A 17,778-nucleotide genomic window follows, 5' to 3' on the forward strand; every position below is an offset into this window, starting at 1 on the left:
ACTGTCGCTAGGCGTTCGTCACCCTGTGCCACTAAGCCCGATGCCCGCTGTGCGTATGATGGGCCTCCGCCGGATCATGGCGGTGCTGGTAGCCAGCTATTTCGGCCTGTCGGCGGCGGCTTTCGGCCAGACCGGGCCGGGCGGGTCGTCGTTCCTGGCGCCGCCCACCCTGCCCCCCATCATGCCCAACGGCACGCCGCTGCCGAACCTGCCGCCGGGCACCCAGCAGGACCTGCTGCAACGGCTGCTCGATGGCGGGGCGACGCGCGGGCCGCCGCCGGGCATGCCGCGCAGCGCGCCAATCATCGCCCCGGCCTTCGCCACCCAGCCGCTGCCCGCGCCGACCACGCCGGAGGACCCACTCTCCTCGGCCGAGGCCTTCTTCGCCGCCCGGCTCGACCCGCCGCCGCTGCGCCAATTCGGCTACGAGACCTTCCGGAGCGGCGGTACCGGCGCGGCGCAGGGATTTGGCGCCCTGCCGGAAGATTATGTCCTGGGCCCCGATGACGAGCTGATCGTCGCCTTCCGCGGCCGCGCCCGCCAGACTCTAACGCTGCGGGTGGGGCGCGACGGCACGCTGCTGCTGCCGGACCTGGCGCCGATCCCCGCTGCCGGACGCAGCCTGAAGGATCTGCGGGCGCAACTCGAGGGCATCGCCACGCGCGACCTGGGCGGCTCGGAGGTCTTTGTCTCGATCGGCCAGGTGCGGCAGATGAACATCTTCATCGCCGGCGAGGTGCTGCATCCGGGTTTCCAGCCGCTCAATGCGCTGTCCACCGTACTCGATGCGCTCTCGGCCGCAGGGGGCGTGCGCAAGACCGGCTCGCTGCGCGCCATCCGCATCGAGGGGCCGCGCGGGCGGCGGGTGCTGGACCTCTACACCGTGATCGCCGATGCGCCCGGCGATGCCGACCTTTCACTGCGCGAGGGCGACCGCATCATCGTCCCGCCGGTGGGCGGCACCGTCGCCGTCGCCGGGGATGTGGCGCGGCCGGCAATCTATGAACTGCCGGCCCGTCAGGCCGCCGCACCGCTGGCGGAGCTGCTGGCGCTGGCCGGCGGCACCATCCGCCAGGGCGGCAACCGCCTGCTGGTGCAGCAGAGCGACAGCGCCGGGCGGCGGTCCTTCGCCGAACTCGCGCCGAATTCGACGGTGCGGCGCGGCGATGCGGTGCTGGTGCAGCCCGGCGCCGATGTCGTCGCCAATACCGTGCGGCTGATGGGCCATGTCGCGATCCCGGTGACCCGCGCGGCGAGCGGCGGGCGGCAGGCGCAGACCTTGCGCGGCCTGATCTCCGACCGGCGATTGCTGCGCAACGACCCCTATGTGCGGCTCGGCGTGGTGTGGCGGGCGGACCGGCGCACCGGGCAGCGCAACTTCGTCGGCTTCGACCTCGGCCGCGTGCTGGAAGGCCAGGCCAACCTGGCGCTGCAGGAGGGCGACGAGGTCATCGTCTTCGCCCGGTCGGACATCGTGTTCCTGACCTCCCCGGCGGTGCAGCGGGCGTTGCGCGGCGAGGCGGCCGAGGCCGCGCCCAATGGTGTCGCCGCCGTGGACTGCCCGGCGATGACCGCGCTGGCGCTGGCCTCACGCGCCTCGTCGCAGCGCTATGCCTATGTGAAGGGCGCCGGCTTCCCCGAATTGGGTAGCGCCGCCTGCCCGCAGGTCTATCTCGACTACCCGGACCTGCCGACCTTCCTGCTCGACCAGTCGATCGTGTTGACCGGGGAAGCGCGCGTGCCCGGCGTGTTTCCCATCACCGACAATACCGGGCTCGACCAGGTGATCGCCGCCGCCGGCGGGCTGTCGGATGCGGCCGATCTGCGCGTGGTGGAATTCGCCCGCGAACCGACCGATGCCGGCGGGGCGATCCCGCTGGCGCGCACCAGGCTCGACCTGTCCAGCCGCAACTTCGCCGCGGTGCGGCTCTCCCCGCGCGACACCATCCGCATCCCGCGCAGCTTCGGCGACCGCGACACCGGGCCGGTCATCCTGGTCGGCGAGTTCCTCCGCCCCGGCAGCTACGACATCCGGCGCGGCGAGCGGCTCTCGGAGATCATCGGCCGCGCCGGCGGGATGACGCCGCAGGCCTACCCCTATGGCGCCGTCTTCACCCGCGCCTCGGTCCGGGAGCGGCAGCAGGAAGGCTTCTCCCGCACCGCGCGGGAGCTGGAGACCAGCCTGATCCAGGTCGCCTCGGGCCAAGCGGTGGCCGGGTCGCGCGGCACCCGCGCGGACCTCGGTTCCGCCATCTCCGCCGGGCGGGAGCTGGCCAATTCGCTGCGCGAGGCGCGGGCGGCCGGGCGCATGGTGGTGGAGGCCAATCCGGTGCTGCTCGCCGCCCGGCCCGAACTCGACGTGCTGCTGGAACCGGGCGACATCATCGCCATCCCGAAGCGGCCGAACGAGGTGACCGTGGTGGGCTCCATCTTGAACCCGGGGTCGCTGCAGTTCCGCTCGGGCTGGCGGGCCTCGGATTACGTGCGCGCCTCGGGCGGCACGCAGCGTTTCGCCGACCCGTCGCGCGCCTTCATCGTGCTGCCCAACGGGCAATCCACCGCAGCGGGTCTGTCGGCCTGGCAGCAGGGCGGGCCACCGATCCCGCCAGGATCCCTGGTGGTCGTGCCGCAGGACCCCAGCCCCTATGAGACATGGGGCTTCGTGCGCGACCTGACCCAGGTGCTCGGCCAGATCTCCGTCTCCGCCGCCGCCCTGGCCGTGATCGCGCGCGAGGCCGGGCAGTAGGGGTGGCGCCGATGAAGGTTGGAGGGGCGTCGCCCCTCCAGGCCACCCCACCAAAGGCCCGGGGCCTTTGGAATGCCGTATGCGGGCTTTGGGCGCGGTTGCCGGGCGGTGTGCGCGGCGGGTGGAACCGGAGAGGGCTTTGCCCCCTCCGCGTGAGGCAGTGCCTCACGCCCCGCACCAAAGGCCTAAGAGTCCGTTTGGAAACAGGCCTTCCGGCGTGTTTCCGGGTCCGGCACCGGCCCGCACCCGGCCACCCATTCCAGGATACTGACGTGGGTGGCCGGGCGGGGGTGCGGGCCGGTGCCGGACTTTCCAAACAGCCTCTAAGGACCTCTGGACACCAATACCTGGTGTTGGGCGGGTGGGCCTGGTCGGAGACAACGGGCGCATTGGGCACGGAGGCGAATCCCGGCCCTGATCCTATCTGTGGCGCCGAGCACCAAGTATCGGTGTCCAGAGGCCTTTCGGCCTTTGGTGGGGTGGTTTGGAGGGGCAAAGCCCCTCCATTCTTTGAGCCCACGGCGCGCCGTCTCGCCCTTGCGGTGGCGCTCCTCCTGCTGTTCTGCGCCCCGGCCCGCGCCCAGGATGTCGAGCAGATGGTCGAGGGCTCCGGCTCCGACTGGGGTGGTGTCGGCCTGATCGAGATGCGCAATGCGCGGTTCCGTCCCGATGGCACGCTGGAGGCCGGCTTCGGCCTGCGTCACCAGCGTAATTTCTGGTTCCTCAGCTTCCAGGCGTTGCCGTGGCTGGAGACCACCTTCCGGCTAAGCGAACGGCTGAACGGCACCACCGGCGAGGGGATGACCACCGACCGCTCCTTCGACATCAAGATCCGGCTGTGGGAGGAGAATGACTGGCGCCCCGCGCTGGCCCTGGGCATCCAGGACCTCGCCGGCACCGGCATCTATGGCGGCGAGTACCTCGTCGCCTCGAAGCGGCTGTGGGATTTCGACTTCACCCTCGGCGTCGGCTGGGGCCGACTCGGCACCTATGCCGATACCGCCAACCTGCTGACCGATGTGTGGAGCGGCTTCGCCGACCGCCAGCGCGATGTCGGCCAGGGCGGCACGCCGCGCTGGGGGACCTATTTTCACGGCCAGGATATCGCCTTTTTCGGCGGCATCGAGTGGTCGGTGCCGCCGATCGACACGCCCTGGGGTGTGCTGGACGGGCTGCGCGCCAAGGTCGAGTTCAGCGGCGACCAGTTGCGCGACGAACGCGGCGGCTATCCGGGCAGCACGACCAATCTGCGCGGGCTTGCGGCGTCGCGGGTCAATGCCGGGCTGCAATGGCAGAATGACTGGCTCGATGTCGGCATCCAGTATGTTAACGGCACGGATGTTCTGGTGCGCGCCTCGGTGCGGATGAATCCGGCGGATCCGCCGCGCGTGCCGATGCGCCCGCCGCCGGCGATGACGGCGCGGCCGGATGATGCCTCACCCCAGGCACGACTGATCGCGCCACGGCTGTTCGCCGCGCTGCGCGAGGCCGGGTTGAGCCCGCGCGCCGTCGCGATCGAAAGGGACGAGGCGCGCATCGCCGTCGGTGACGGGCGGTACCGCACCTTGGCGCAGGTGGTCGGGCGGGTGTTGCGCGCGGCGCAGCCGCTGCTGCCGCGCCAGGTGGAGCGCGTCGTGGTCGCCTGGTCGCTGTCGGGCGTGGAGATCGCCCGCATCCTGGTGCTGCGTTCGGCGATGGAGGCCGCGGCGCAAGGCCACGGCAGCGCCGAGGAGGTATTCGCCACCGCCATCCTGATGGCGCCGGGGGACGGCTTCGAGGATGCCGTGCATGCCCCCGGCCCGTTCTTCGACTGGCATATCGAGCCCGGCGTGCGGCTGGTGCTGGGCGATCCGTCGCGCAGCGTGTTGTGGCAGGCGGCCGTGGTGGCCGGTGCGCGCGTCGAACTCGGCGCCGGCTTCTCGATCGCCGGCGGGGTGGCGCAGGTGGTGGCGCAGAATCTCGATGGCGCGGCGCCGTCGGACTCGCTGCTGCAGCCGGTGCGCTCGGACTACGCGCTCTATGCCGACCAGGGGCAGAACCTGGCGGTCACCTCGCTCTATGCCGAACGCATCTGGTCAGTCGCGCCCGATGTCTTCGCGCGGGCGACGGCGGGGTATCTGGAGCCGATGTTCGCCGGCGTCTCGGGCGAGGTGCTGTGGCGGCCGCATGACCGGCCCTTCGCCATCGGGCTCGACATCAACTACGTCGCGCAGCGCGACTTCGACCAGCGCTTCGGCGTGCAGGACTACCGGGTGACGACGGGACAGGTGTCGCTCTACCTCGACCTGCCGTGGTGGAACCTGACGACGACGCTGCGTGGCGGGCGCTACCTGGCGGGCGATTGGGGCGGCACCATCGAGGTGGCGCGGCGCTTCGATTCCGGCATCGAGGTCGGCGCCTTCGCGACGCTGACCAGCGCGTCCTTCGAGCAATTCGGCGAAGGGTCCTTTGACAAGGGGATCTTCATCCGTGTGCCACTCGACCTGTTCGGGGTGCAGACGCGCTCGAACCTCGGCGCGGTGATCCGTCCGGTGCAGCGCGATGGCGGGCAGCGGCTGGCGGTGGAGAATCCGCTCTGGGAGGTGACGCGGGATGGGCGGGAAGAAGCGCTGCGGCGCGGGGTGGCGTGGTTCACGCGGTGAGAAGAGCGCGCGGCGTTATCTGGCGATGAGGAACCAGAGAGGGGCTTTGCCCCTCTCCGGACCTCACCCCACCAAAGGCCTAAGGGCCTTTGGAAACCGATACCTGATGTTGGACAGGGCGGCGGGTGCACTGTGCCCGGCGCCTGGAAATCTCTCCGGGCACCGTGCCGCACGCGCCATCCCACTATCGGCACAGCAGCCTTGCCCGGCACCCGATCAGGCGGTCCAGGGTGCTCGGCACCCTGGCGGGGTGAGGCTTGGAGAGGGGCGGCGCCCCTCTCCAAGCACCAGCCGATACCGTCGCGCGCCCGGGTCCGGCGCACCCCGCCGCTGGACGCCCTGCCCTGGCCGGGGCATAGCCGCCTCCCCATGCTGATCGACGCTGTCCTACGGCATCTCGCCTTCGCGCTGTGTCTCGCGCTGCTCTCCGCGGCTGCGGTGCGGCTGATGATCGCCTATCCGATCCTCGACCACCCGAATGAGCGGTCATCCCATGCCCGGCCGACGCCGCGCGGCGGTGGGGTCGGCGTGGTGCTGGCCTTCGTCACCGGCATGGCGGCGCTGTACGTCGGGGCGGACTACGCCCGGCTACCGCCGCCGCAATTCCTCGGCGTGATCGGCGCGGCGGTGGCGATCGCAGCAGTGTCGCTGTGGGACGACGTGGCGGACCTGCGCTTCGCGGTGAAGCTCGCCGCGCAGGCACTGGCGGCACTGGTCGCGGTGGCGGCGGGGCTGGTGCTCGACCGCCTGGCGTTGCCCTGGGTCGGGCAGGTCTGGATCGGCTGGCTCGGCGTGCCGCTGACGCTGTTCTGGATCGTCGGCTGCACCAATGCGGTCAATTTCATGGATGGGCTGGACGGGCTGGTCGGCGGGTCGCTGTTCCTCGCCGCCGTCATCCTCTGCGTCGTGGCGGGCGATGAGGGCGGCTGGTTCGTCTATGCGGCCTCCCTGCTGATCGCCGCCGGGCTGGCCGGGTTCCTGCCCTTCAACCTGCATCCGGCGCGCATCTTCATGGGCGATGTCGGCAGCCAGTTCCTCGGTTTCATGATGGCGGTGCTCGCCGTGGCGGCGGCGCATTTCGATGCCGCCGCGGTGTCGTTCCTGATCGTGCCGCTGCTGCTGTTCGGGCTGTTGTTCGATGCCGCCTTCACCCTGGTCCGCCGGGCGCTGCGGGGCGAACGCGTCGCCGCGGCGCACCGGACGCATCTGTACCAGATGGCGCAACGTTCCGGCCTCGGCGTGCGCGCCGTGGCGGCGACGCATTGGGGCTTCGTGCTGTTCCACGGCGCGCTGATCGCGCTGTTCCTGCGCCTGACGCCGGAAACCAAGCCGCTGATCGTGCTGCCGGCACTGGCGCTGCAATTCGCCTGGGCGCTGTATGTGGCACGGCGGGTGCGCCGCGCGGGGCTTACCTGGGCAGCAGGATGATCTCGGGCGAGGTGGGGGCGGTGACCACCTCGACCACCAATGGCGGCATGTCATCGCCGACCCATTGTTCGGAGCGGAACACCGCGTAGTTGCGCGCATCGGCCCAGAAGCGGTTGGTGAAGCTGGCGTCGCCGCGACAGATCTCGGTGACCAGCAGCGTGTCCTCGACCTCGGCCGGGCCCACGATCATCCGGCAATTCAGCCGCACGCCGAAGCGCATGCGGGTCGGGTTGGTGGCCGAGCGCATCAAATCCACCACGCGCGTGGCGCGGAATTCGCCTTGGCCGAGTTCCGGCAGCCGCGCCAGGAGGTCGGTGCCGTCGAAGCGCGTGGCGGCGAGCACCTGGCGCAGCCCGGCGGTGGCGACGACGCGCGCGCCATCGGTCGCGACCGCGACGCCGCCTGGGGTGCGCCAGAGGCGGCGCTCGCCCTCCTCCTGCAACAGGACAGCCACGCCGCGACGCGACCCAAGGCTGAGCGACAGCGCGGGTTCGCCCTGCGGCGCCTCGGTTGGCTCGGACTCCCATTCCGCCAACGGTTCACTGGTGCCGAAGATGGCCTCGGTCAGCCCGTCCGGCATCAGGGCGGCGGGCACGATGTCATCGCTGAGGAAAGGCCCGCAGGCCGTGGGCAGCAGCAGGCAGAGCAGGACGGGCCAACGCATGATGCGAGAATATCATGCTGATATGATAAACCTATTGGGGAAATGCCTTGGCAATCGAGGGCAGCGCTGAACGGGGCGGCGGTGTGTTGGTGGCGCATCGGAGAAGGGCTTTGCCCCCTGTATCTCGAGCACCCGGCGTTGTTGGTGTGATGGAAATGGCGCTGCGAGCGATCCCGTGGCCGCCGGCCCCTTCGCGCGGTGCCGCCGCCCGATTGCTCCCTGGCTACAACCGTCGGAGAGTTCCCTGGCGCGATGCCGCCATGATCGCCCGCCGCTACGCCATCCCCCCGTTGATCGACACCGTCTGCCCGCTGATATACGCAGCCCGGTCCGAGCACAGGAACGCCACCAGTTCCGCCACCTCCTCCGGCCGACCGAGCCGCCGGGCGGGCACTATCTGCTTCACCGCCTCGGGCGGCACCGCGGCGGTGATCGCCGGGCTGTCGATCAGCCCCGGCGCGACCGCGTTCACCGTCACCCCGCGCGGCGCACATTCCAGCGACAGCGCGCGGACCGCGCCGATCAGCCCGGCCTTGGCGGCGGCGTAATTCGCCTGGCCGCGATTGCCCATGATCGCCGAGACCGAGGACATCGCGACGATCCGCCCTTGCCGCGTGCCCATCATCGGCAGCAGCAAAGGCCGCGCGACATGGAAGAAGCCATCGAGCGAGACGGCCATCACCCGGCGCCACTGCGCCTCGGTCATCGCCGCCATCGGTACGTCGTCATGCGCGCCGGCATTGTGCACCAGCACCTGGATCGGGCCAGCCTCCAGCAGCGCCTCGCAGGCGGCTAGCGTGGCGTCATGGTCGGTGATGTCGAAACTTACCGCGCTGCCGCCGATCTCCGCCGCCAGCGCCGCCGCCCGCGTCGCATTGGCGTGGGCGTGCACGATCACCGCGCAGCCGTCGCGAGCCAGCGCGCGGCAGATCGCCGCCCCGATGGGACTGGCGCCGCCGGTGACGAGCGCCCGCCTCATTCGGCGGCGCAGACGGGCCCGGCCATGTCGCGATGCGCCGAGAGGTCATGGATCGTCGCCTCAGGCCCGCACAACGCGCAGGCCGGGTCGCGCTTCAGCCGAACGGTGCGGAAGCGCGCATCGAGCGCATCCCACAACAGCAGCCGCCCCTTCAGCGGGTCGCCGATGCCGATGATCAGCTTCAGCACCTCGGTCGCCTGCAAGGTGCCCATCACGCCGGTGACGGCGCCGAGCACGCCGGCTTCCGAACAGCTCGGCACCAAGCCTTCGGGCGGCGGTTCGGGGTGCAGGCAGCGATGGCAGGGGCAGGTCCCGTCATGGCCGGCGAAGACGGAAAGCTGCCCCTCGAAGCGCAGCACCGCCGCGCTGACCAGCGGCCGGCCCAGCAGGTGGCAGGCATCGCCGAGCAGGAAGCGTGTCGCGAAATTGTCGGTTCCGTCGCAGATGATGTCGTAGCGCGGGATGAGGTCCTGCGCGGCGTCGGCATCCATGCGCCGGACATGGATCTCGACGCGCGTGTCGGGGTTCAGCGCGTGCAGCGTCTCGGCCGCGCTGTCGGCCTTGTTGCGGCCGATCCGTGCGGTGGTGTGCGCCACCTGGCGCTGCAGGTTCGACAATTCCAGCCGGTCGTCATCGATCAGCCCGATGGTGCCAACCCCGGCCGCGGCCAGGTACAGCGCCAGCGGAGAGCCCAACCCGCCGGCGCCGACGATCAGCACGCGCGCCGCGCGCAGCCGCGCCTGGCCAACGGCCCCCACCTCCTGCAACAGGATATGGCGGGAATAGCGGTGCAATTCCGCTTCGGTGAAGTCGAGCTCCATGGCCGGGATATGGGCGCGGCCGGCCACCCGGCGCAAGGCACCCCTTGCCGCGCACCGCCCCGTGGCGCGAAATGCACCGATGAACGGGGAGGATCTGATCCGCCGGCTGGCCGTGGCGCTGGCGATCGGGCTGCTTGTGGGCGCGGAGCGCCATTGGCGCGATCGTGACGCCTCGCCGGGCCGGCGCACCGCCGGAGTGCGGACCTTCGCGTTGATCGGCCTGGCCGGGGGCGTCTTCGCCGCCTTGGCGGGATCCGGCGGGCCGCTTGGCGGCGCGCTGCTGATGGCTGCTGGCCTGCTGGCGCTGGTCGCCGTGCTGCTGCCGCTCGAACTCCGCGAGGCCGAGGCTGAGGACCGCTTCAGCGCCACCAGCCTGGTCGCCGCCATCGGCACCTATGCGCTCGGGGCGCTGGCGGTCCTGGGCCAAGGGGAAGCCGCCGGGGCGGCGGCGGTGGCGATGGTCGCGGTGCTCGCGGCACGCGAATCGCTGCATGGGCTGATGTCGCGGATCACCTGGGCGGAGATGCGCTCCGCCATCGTGCTGCTGTCGATGACGTTGCTGGCGCTGCCGCTGGTGCCGGACGAGCCGGTGCGCTGGCTGGCCGGCGTCAATCTTCACAAGGCCTGGCTGCTGGCTATCCTGCTCGCGGGCATTTCCTTCCTCGGCTACCTGGCGGTGAAGCTCGGCGGCGAGCGGCGCGGGCTGCTGCTGGCCGGCGCGGCGGGCGGGCTGGTGACCTCCACCGCCGTGACGCTGGCCAATGCCGCCGCCTCGATGCAGGGCGGCCCGACACGGGGGTTGGCGGCCGGGGCGATGGTGGCCGGCGCGGTGTCCTGCCTGCGCACCGTGGTGCTGGCGATGCTGGTGGCACCGCAGGTCGCTCGGGTGCTGTGGCCGGCGCTGCTCGCCGCCGCGATGGCGATGGGCGCGATGGCGTTGGTGCTCTCGCTGCGCGGCACCACGGCGGATGACGCCCCGAAACCGCCGGACAATCCCTTCGAGATCGCCTCGGTGCTGCGCATGGCCGCGCTGCTGACCGCCGTCGGCGCGCTGGCGAAGCTTGGGGCGGAATGGCTGGGCGGCGCCGCGGTCATCGTCATCTCGGCGGTCACCGGGCTGACCGACGTCGATGCCATCACCCTGTCGGTGCCGCAGCTGGTGCCGGAGGTGATCACGGCGGCCCTCGCGGCGCGCGCGATCGCCGTCGCGGTGGCGAGCAACATCATCGCCAAGGCCGTCTATGCCGCGGCGTTGGGCAACCGGGCTTATGGGCGATCCTATGGGATCGGCTCGCTGATCGCGCTCAGCGCAGGGGGGGCGGTGCTGGTGTTGACAATTCGGTAGGGGCGAGTGTCACCCCTTGAGCATCTCGGCAGGAAACTCAGTTTGAGTCGTTCGTGAAGGTCGAGGGGCGCCGCCCCTCGAGCACCCCGGCAGGAAACTCAGTTTCCTGCACCTTCGCTCGATTTCTGCGAAATCGACGGGAGGGCAGGCACGCTGACCGGCGCCAAGCCTCACCAGCCGTTGACGCGTTCCCAGGTGGCGATCACCTCACGCCCGCCATTGACGACATAATACCGGTCATGCGCCGCGACAGTCAGGCAGGTGTGGTTGGGCGCGATGCGCAGCAGGGCGCCGATCGGCAGTGACTCGAAAGGCAGGGGACCGCTGCCAATCACTTCGCCATGTTCCTGATGGACGCGGGCAACGATGGCCTCGCCGAAGCTCGGCTTGCCATCGGCATCGAGCATCAGCCCAAAGCCGTAATCCTTCGGCGCCTTCTCGGTGGAGCGGTCCTTCGACAAGGCGATCGCCCCGGCATCGACCAGTACCGCATTGCGGTCCGGCTTGCGGCCCGTGACGGCGGTCAGCACGGTGACGGCGATATCGCCCATGCCATGGGTGCCGATCTGCGCCTGGAACAGGTCGCCGAACATGTAGACGCCGGCACGGATGTCGGTGATGCCCGACATGTCGCGGCCATACAGCGCCGTCGGCGAGGAACCGAGCGAGACGACCTCGACCGTCGCCCCCATCGCGCGCAGGCGTTCGGCAGCGAGGACGGCGCCGCGATGCTCGGCCTCCGCCACCGCGGCGACACCCTCGAGCGTGCGCTCGGCATAGGAGTGGCCGGCATGGGTCATCACCCCGGCGCAGCGCGCGCCGAGCCGGCCGCCGATCTCGGTCAGCAGGTTGGAACCGGGCGAGACGCCACCACGGCCCTCGCCGCAATCTACCTCGACCAGGGCACGCAGCGGGCCGGGATGGGCGGCGATGGCGGCGGCGACGTCGATGTCGTCGGTGATCACCTTCACATCGGCGCCCTGCGCGTTCAACGCCGCGATGGCGTCGAGCTTCGCCGGCGTGACGCCGACGGCGTAGATCTGGTCGTGGAAGCCGCCGCCAGCGAAATACCGCGCCTCGGCGACCGTGCTGACGGTGATCGGGCCCTTGCCGGGGGCGGCCAGGTCAGCGACCGGGATAGACTTCGCCGTCTTCATGTGTGGGCGCAACCGCAGCCCCGGGTGGCGGTCCACCGCCGCCTGCATGCGGGCGAGATTGGCCTTGAGGATGCCAAGGTCGAGCACCAGGCAGGGGGTGGGCAGGTCATCGAGAGTCATGATGCGATTCCGGTTACCAGCGCGAGGCGATCGAGAGTTCCACCATGGATTCCGGCACCTCGCCGCCGCCATCGGCAACGCGCAGCCCGACGATGGCATATTGGGTCTGCCAACGGGCCTGGCTGCCGCCGCCGCCCGGATTGACGCCGAGGAAGCTGCCCTCCGTCAGGCAGGCACCGACCTCGCGCTGCAGGCGCGTGAAGTGCTGCTGCGCTTCGGCGGAGGGGCCATTGTGGCGGTACATTACGGCGTAATAGACGCCATGCGGTCCGCTCGAGGTTTCCTCGACGCCGCGCCTTTCACTGATGGAACCAGGGATGTTGCGCCCGGTGGTCGGCAGCCAGTCGAAACGGCTCTGCGCCGCGTTGACGAGGCCTTGCAGCCCCTCGCAGAAGGCGCGGTCGGCCTGCGCTTCGAAGGGTAGGCTGGCAAGCAGCGTCAGGACGAACAGGTGGCGGCGCACGGGGCGTCTCCCGGGACAGGGGTGGGTGGCGGGCAGGCTCGCGCGACGGCGACGCGCCGCGCAAGGCCCGCTTGGAACTGTTTGCGTTCGACTGCGCTTACGCAAACCGCTCCAAGTCTTTTCTTGTTCGAGCATCTTCACGCGCCCGGCTGATTCCAGCCAGGCGCGATCTGCTCTAAGGCCAGCGCGCCTCGGCGTCGATGGGCAGCACCGGGCGCGGCAAGTGCTTCCAGTCGAAGCGCGACAGGATGGGGGAGGTCAGGCCGGGGCAATCGACCTCGACGATCTGGTCATGGCCGAAGAATTCGTCGAAGCCGCCGCGGAAATGGCCGCGCGACTTCACCACAACGGCCCGCGCCGCGCCGATGTCGAGGCCGAGATGTTCGAAGAACACCGGGTCGGCGCATTGCGCGCGGCCCTCGGCCACCACCACCGACAGCCCGCCGATCTGCAGGCAGGCCATGCGGCCGAGCGTCATCGCCGTGCCGGCATAGATGCCGCGCCGGCCGGTGACCTTGCCGTCCGAGACGGCGCGCACCACCGCTTCGGCTTCGAAGCGTTTGCTGAAGGGGTCGTCGGGCGCCATGTCGGTATTGAAGCGGGCGGTGAAGCGGGCGCCGACGCCGAGGCCATGGGCTTCAACGGCGAGCGGCGCGTCGAGCAGCATGCCGATCAGCGCGCCCTGCACATCCGCCTTATGGAAGGCCTCGAGAATCCAGGTGGTGTTGCCGCGACCGCCGCCGCCGGGGTTGTCGGCGACATCGGCGAAGGCGAGCGGAATCGGGCTTTCCTTGGCGCGGCGCACCGCCTCGTCAAGTGGCGTCAGATGCGCGACGAAGCGCGCGCGGCGGTCCCAGGCGGCGTGGGCCAGCGTATCGGCCAGCGCCTCGGCGGCAGCGGCATCGGTCGCGGTGACGATCACCGCCATGCCGTTGAATGGCGTGTCGCCATAGGCGAAACCGCCCATCACCGAGACGTTGGCGATGCGCGGATCCTTCGCCGCCAGTTCCTGGCCGAGGTTGATCACCTCCGCGTAAGGCCCCTGCGCCGTCAGCATCGAGACGGTGGGCGCGACGATCGGCAGGCGGCGGAAGGCGCGGACGAAATGTTCGCCGGCCAACAGGCGGCGTAGCAGCTGGGCGCTCTCCGCGCCGCATTCGCGCATGTCCATATGCGGGTTGGTGCGGTAGCCGACGAAGGCATCCGTGCTCGCCACCATGCGGTCCGAGACATTGGCGTGCAAGTCGTAGGAACAGACCAGCGGGATGTCGCCGAGGATCTCGCGGATCAGCGCCTGCAGCGTGCCTTCGGGGTCGAGGTCGTCGGTCGTCAATCCCGCACCGTGCAACACGCAATAGACGCCATCGACCTTGCCCTTCGCGGCCTCCAGGCCACGGCGCCAGACCGCCATCATCTCGGCGAAGAAGGGCGCTTCGACCGGTCCGTTCGGCTCGGCCATGGCGAGCAGGATCGGCACGGGATGCCACGGGCCGGCGGCGTCCATGTCAGCGACGAAGCCTGGCATTTCCGCCAGCGCGCGCGGGGCGGGGCTACGGGCGTCGGTGACGACCTCATCGCCCAGCAGGTAGCAGCGGCCGGTGAATTCGGCGCGTCCGGCGGGTGGGGCGAAGCGGTTGCATTCGATGGAGAAGCCCAGCAGGGCGATGCGCGGCGTGGTCATGGCGCGATCATAGCCACGATGGCCCGGTCAGGGCGACCCCGCGCCCGTCGCGGCTTCGGCGTGCAGCCAGGCCATGCGGTCGAGGAACCACAACTTCGCCAGCATGGCGACGACGATGCCCATGACGGTCGGCCAGATCGACAGCAGGGTGACGCCAAGGATGGCGAGCAGGACGCCGGCCCCGGCGATGGCCGACAGGATGTTCGGCAGCAGGCGATGATGCGAAGGCACGGGCCTGGTGTCGCGGGCGAGCCAGAGGCGTTCCCCCAGCACGCCGCGCGTCATCCAGGCATCCTGCCGCGCCGGCGGTGGGAACAGGCGCGGATTGAACCAGATCCAGGCCAGGGCGGCGGCGAGGGCAAGCAGCCACCAGCCGCCGATCCAGACACGGCTCCACCCCGCCAGGGCAAGCAGCGGCAGCGCCGTCAACCGTGTCCAGCCGGACCAGGGATTTGCATGGCGCGCCCAAGTGGCGTCATCCATGCGGAAGGCTGCGGCGATGCGGCGTTCGAGCGTCACGCCATCAGATCGTGACGCCGAGCAGTTCCGCGATGCGCGGTGTGGATTTCAACCCGGTGCCGGTCAGCACCACCACTGTCGTCTCATCGGCGCGGATGGTCCCGGCCACCAACAGCCGCGCGAAGGCGGCCGCCGCCTGGGCGCAGGTCGGTTCGACATAGATGCCGGTGCGGGCCAGTTCGAGCGTCGAGGCGGCGATTTCCTCCTCGGACAGCATCACCACGCCGCCGCCGCATTCGGTCAGCACCTGGCTGATCTCGGCGGTACGCAACGGTTGGGCGATGGCGGTGCCCTCGGCGATGGTGGGCTGGGCGGGGACCGGCGGCTCGCCCAGGAAGGCGCGGGCGATTGGCGCGCAATTCGCCGGCTGGGCGGCGAAGATGCGCGGCAAGCGAGTGATCTCCCCGGCGCGGAGCAATTCCGCGAAGCCGATGCCGCAACCGAGCACGTTCGAGCCCGCACCACAGGGCACGATGACGTTGTCCGGGGCGACGAAGCCGAGGTCTTCCCACAGTTCATAGGCCAGCGTCTTCGTGCCCTGCAGGAAGAAGGGATGCCAGTTGTGGCTGGCGTAGAAAATGCGCGCCGATTCGGCGAGCGCCGCATCCGCGCAATCCTGCCGGCTGCCAGGGATGAGCTGGATCGTCGCGCCCGAGGCGCGCGACTGCACGGTCTTGGCCGGGGAGGTGCTAGCGGGGACGAAGATGGTGGCGTTCATCCCGCCCGCGGCGGCATAGGCGGAGACCGCCGCGCCGCCATTGCCCGAGGAATCCTCCAGCACATCCGTGACACCCTGCGCGCGCAGCAGCGAGAGCATCACCGAGGCGCCACGGTCCTTGAACGAGCCTGTCGGCATGAACCATTCGCATTTCAGCAGCACCGAGGCGCCGCCGATCACGCGCGGCACCAGCGGCGTGCAGCCCTCCCCCATGCTGATCGGGTCGTCGGGGATGAAGGGCAGAGTGGCGGCGTAACGCCACAGCGAGCGTTCCTCCGGCACGATGGCGGCGCGGGTGATGCCGGGCAGCGGCGTCAGCAGCAGCGGGGCCTGGTCATCCCCGCACCAGCGCGGCGTGTCGAGCGGATAGGTGCGCCCCGTGCGGGGGTCGAGATAAGCGATGTCGGTCATGATGGGCGGAGCCTCGCTTGCCCGCGCGCCGACGGCAAGGGATGCTGCGCGGCATGAACGCAGATGCCGATGCCGTCCTTCGTCTCGCCGCCGATCTGGTGGCGATCGACAGCCGTTCCTCCGTCTCCAACCTGCCGGTGGCCGAGCGCATCGCCGCCGAGCTGACCGGGTTCGACGTCGTCCCGGTGGACTATGCCGACGCCAATGGCGTGGCCAAGCGCGTGCTGATCGCCCATCGCGGGCCGAAGGCCGGCTATGCCTTGTCCGGCCATATGGACACGGTGCCGGAGACGAGTTGGACCAACCCGCCCTGGACGCCGCGGGTGGTCGATGGCGTGCTGCACGGGTTGGGGTCGGTGGACATGAAGGGGCCGGTTGCCGCCTGCATCATTGCCGCCCGCGGCATGCCGGCGGATGTGCCGGTCACGCTGCTGCTGACCACCGATGAGGAGACCAGCAAGCAGGGGGCGCGCGCGATTGCCGCGTCTGATTTTGCGCGCTCGCTGGGGCTGAAGGGTATCGTGGTGGCGGAACCGACCAACCTCAAGCCGGTGCGCGGCCACCGCAGCCATATCGAATACACCGCCGTCGCGACCGGGGTGCAGGCGCATTCCTCGACCGGGCAGGGCGTGAATGCGAATTGGGCGCTGATCCCGTTCCTCGCCGAGATGAAGACGGTGTTCGAGCGGCTGCGGCACGACGCGGCCTTCCACGACGCGGCCTATGACCCGCCGTTTTCCGACTTCAACCTGGTGCTCGACAATCACGGCACGGCGGTGAATGTCACGGTCGCCAAGGCCACCGTGCGCATCAAATTCCGCCGCAGTCGCCGGATCGATTATTCGGGCATCGAGGCTGCGGTGAAGGACGCCGCCGCGCGCGCCGGCGTGACGCTGAGCGAAAAGCGCGAGGGCACGCCGCCCGAACTGCCGGCGGACCATCCGCTGATCGCCCTCGGTGTTTCGGTGACGGGCGAAGCGGCGCGCACGGCGCCCTATGGCACCGATGCCAGCGAATTGCAGGAACTCGCGCCGTGCATCGTGCTCGGCCCGGGCAGCATCGGCACGGCACATACGCCGCATGAATGCGTTGCGGTAGCGGACCTCGTCGCCGCGGTGCCGCTGTTCCGCAGGATGCTTTCAGCTGGCGCCTGACCCGCGCGATTGACCTTCCGCAAGGCCCGCACGGGGCGGATGCGCCAGTGTGCCGATCGCATGATGGCGCAGCCGACGCGCGGCGCCGCAACGGGAGGAAGGACTGAATGGCCATCCCGCTCCAGGTCACATTCAAGGGCATGGACCCATCGCCGGCGCTGGAGGCGCGCATCCGCACGAAGGCAGCGCGCCTCGAACGCTTCGCGGATTTCATCCTGCGGTGCCACGTCACCGTGGAGGCCCCGCACCAGCATCACCATCAAGGCAGGATGTACCAGGCGAGGGTCGAGCTCGACGTCCCGCAGGGGCGCATCGTCACGGGCCATGAGGGCCCGCAGGACCATGCGCATGAAGACGCCTATGTCGCGATACGCGATTCCTTCGCCGCCGCGACACGGCGGCTCGAGGACCATGTCCGCAAGCTTGGCGGCTCGGTGAAGCATCATGAACCGGTACTCGTCACGGGCCGCGTCGCCCGCTTCGTCGCCGGCGGGGATTACGGTTTCATCGAGACCGGCGATGGGGAGGAAGTGTACTTCCACCGCCATGCGGTCGCGAACAACGCCTTCGGCAAGCTGCGCGTTGGCGACCATGTGCGCCTCGCGGTCACCGAGGGCGAGCAGGGCCCGCAGGCCAGTGCCGTGCATGCCGTGGCTGCCGGTCACGACTGAGAGGGGATCGGACGATGTCGGGAACCACCCCCGCCGGCGCGGCGGATATCCGAGAGATCCTGGGCTCGGTGGATGAGGTCGTGCTCGCCGACCTGCTGCGGATCGGGCCCACCGCGGCGGAGGTGCAGGAAGCCGTGATGCGGCTCGATGCCGATGACGCTGTGTGGCGGGAGGCGCGCCGCAGTCCCTCCCCCCGCGTGGTGGCGGTGATGGAGGTACTCGCGGCCGCCGAACTGGGTGGCCGCGAGGCCGAGTAGCG

15 protein-coding genes are annotated in these 17,778 nt (G+C 70.2%); 7 read left to right on the forward strand and 8 right to left on the reverse strand.

Annotation, left to right across the window (positions count from 1 at the left end; all coding sequences use genetic code 11):
• Positions 1 to 40: 40 nt before the first annotated feature.
• The 3 genes from IEY36_RS23645 (at position 41) to IEY36_RS23655 (ending at position 6,816) form a co-directional block, all read left to right on the forward strand.
• Positions 41 to 2,746 carry an SLBB domain-containing protein gene (locus IEY36_RS23645; protein ID WP_229681533.1) on the forward strand — a complete coding sequence of 902 codons (2,706 nt, stop codon included), beginning with the start codon at positions 41 to 43 and terminating at the stop codon, positions 2,744 to 2,746.
• A gap of 542 nt (positions 2,747 to 3,288) precedes the next feature.
• Positions 3,289 to 5,388: a YjbH domain-containing protein gene (locus IEY36_RS23650; protein WP_229681534.1), complete on the forward strand. Its 2,100-nt coding sequence runs from the start codon at positions 3,289 to 3,291 to the stop codon at positions 5,386 to 5,388.
• Between the two features lie 369 nt (positions 5,389 to 5,757).
• Positions 5,758 to 6,816 (forward strand): glycosyltransferase family 4 protein, encoded by a 1,059-nt coding sequence (locus IEY36_RS23655; RefSeq protein WP_188971516.1) that lies wholly within the window; start codon positions 5,758 to 5,760, stop codon positions 6,814 to 6,816.
• Here the strand turns inward: IEY36_RS23655 and IEY36_RS23660 are convergent.
• The 3 genes from IEY36_RS23660 to IEY36_RS23670 form a co-directional block, all read right to left on the reverse strand.
• Positions 6,797 to 7,480: a YjbF family lipoprotein gene (locus IEY36_RS23660; RefSeq protein WP_188971518.1), complete on the reverse strand. Its 684-nt coding sequence runs from the start codon at positions 7,478 to 7,480 to the stop codon at positions 6,797 to 6,799. The two genes, IEY36_RS23655 and IEY36_RS23660, sit on opposite strands and share 20 nt — an antisense overlap.
• A 274-nt stretch (positions 7,481 to 7,754) precedes the next feature.
• A complete protein-coding gene (fabG, locus tag IEY36_RS23665; RefSeq protein ID WP_188971520.1) occupies positions 7,755 to 8,459 on the reverse strand; it encodes a 3-oxoacyl-ACP reductase FabG in 705 nt (234 codons plus the stop codon).
• On the reverse strand, positions 8,456 to 9,280 hold the full coding sequence (locus IEY36_RS23670; RefSeq protein WP_188971697.1) for a HesA/MoeB/ThiF family protein: 825 nt from the start codon (positions 9,278 to 9,280) through the stop codon (positions 8,456 to 8,458). The genes fabG and IEY36_RS23670 overlap by 4 nt, the downstream gene beginning before the upstream one ends.
• 79 nt (positions 9,281 to 9,359) lie before the next feature.
• Here IEY36_RS23670 and IEY36_RS23675 point away from each other — a divergent pair, with 79 nt between their 5' ends.
• Positions 9,360 to 10,625, forward strand: a complete 1,266-nt coding sequence (locus IEY36_RS23675) for an MgtC/SapB family protein (protein WP_188971522.1) — start codon at positions 9,360 to 9,362, stop codon at positions 10,623 to 10,625.
• A 170-nt stretch (positions 10,626 to 10,795) separates the two neighbouring features.
• On the opposite strand, the gene IEY36_RS23680 is transcribed toward IEY36_RS23675, so the two are convergent.
• The 5 genes from IEY36_RS23680 to IEY36_RS23700 all read right to left on the reverse strand — a co-directional run bounded on the left by IEY36_RS23680 (position 10,796) and on the right by IEY36_RS23700 (position 15,694).
• The gene (locus tag IEY36_RS23680) at positions 10,796 to 11,902 is read right to left on the reverse strand and encodes an alanine racemase (protein WP_188971524.1); all 1,107 of its coding nucleotides are present in this window, start codon (positions 11,900 to 11,902) and stop codon (positions 10,796 to 10,798) included.
• 13 nt (positions 11,903 to 11,915) lie between these two features.
• Positions 11,916 to 12,365: a hypothetical protein gene (locus IEY36_RS23685; RefSeq protein ID WP_188971526.1), complete on the reverse strand. Its 450-nt coding sequence runs from the start codon at positions 12,363 to 12,365 to the stop codon at positions 11,916 to 11,918.
• A 175-nt stretch (positions 12,366 to 12,540) separates the two neighbouring features.
• Positions 12,541 to 14,046 (reverse strand): M81 family metallopeptidase, encoded by a 1,506-nt coding sequence (locus tag IEY36_RS23690; protein ID WP_188971528.1) that lies wholly within the window; start codon positions 14,044 to 14,046, stop codon positions 12,541 to 12,543.
• Between the two features lie 27 nt (positions 14,047 to 14,073).
• Positions 14,074 to 14,565 (reverse strand): DUF6653 family protein, encoded by a 492-nt coding sequence (locus IEY36_RS23695; RefSeq protein WP_188971530.1) that lies wholly within the window; start codon positions 14,563 to 14,565, stop codon positions 14,074 to 14,076.
• A gap of 4 nt (positions 14,566 to 14,569) precedes the next feature.
• Positions 14,570 to 15,694 (reverse strand): pyridoxal-phosphate dependent enzyme, encoded by a 1,125-nt coding sequence (locus tag IEY36_RS23700; protein WP_188971532.1) that lies wholly within the window; start codon positions 15,692 to 15,694, stop codon positions 14,570 to 14,572.
• Positions 15,695 to 15,747: 53 nt separating this feature from the next.
• Between IEY36_RS23700 and IEY36_RS23705 the strand changes: the two genes are divergently transcribed.
• From IEY36_RS23705 to IEY36_RS23715, 3 genes are all read left to right on the forward strand, one after another.
• Entirely contained in the window at positions 15,748 to 16,848 is a 1,101-nt protein-coding gene (locus IEY36_RS23705; RefSeq protein WP_188971534.1) for a M20/M25/M40 family metallo-hydrolase, read from the forward strand.
• 107 nt (positions 16,849 to 16,955) lie between these two features.
• The gene (locus tag IEY36_RS23710; protein WP_188971536.1) at positions 16,956 to 17,519 is read left to right on the forward strand and encodes an HPF/RaiA family ribosome-associated protein; all 564 of its coding nucleotides are present in this window, start codon (positions 16,956 to 16,958) and stop codon (positions 17,517 to 17,519) included.
• A gap of 14 nt (positions 17,520 to 17,533) precedes the next feature.
• Positions 17,534 to 17,776, forward strand: coding sequence for a hypothetical protein (locus tag IEY36_RS23715; RefSeq protein ID WP_188971538.1), 243 nt, complete (start codon positions 17,534 to 17,536; stop codon positions 17,774 to 17,776).
• Positions 17,777 to 17,778 lie beyond the last annotated feature (2 nt).

The organism is Neoroseomonas lacus (genome assembly GCF_014644535.1).
In the GTDB taxonomy this organism is placed as follows: domain Bacteria; phylum Pseudomonadota; class Alphaproteobacteria; order Acetobacterales; family Acetobacteraceae; genus Neoroseomonas; species Neoroseomonas lacus.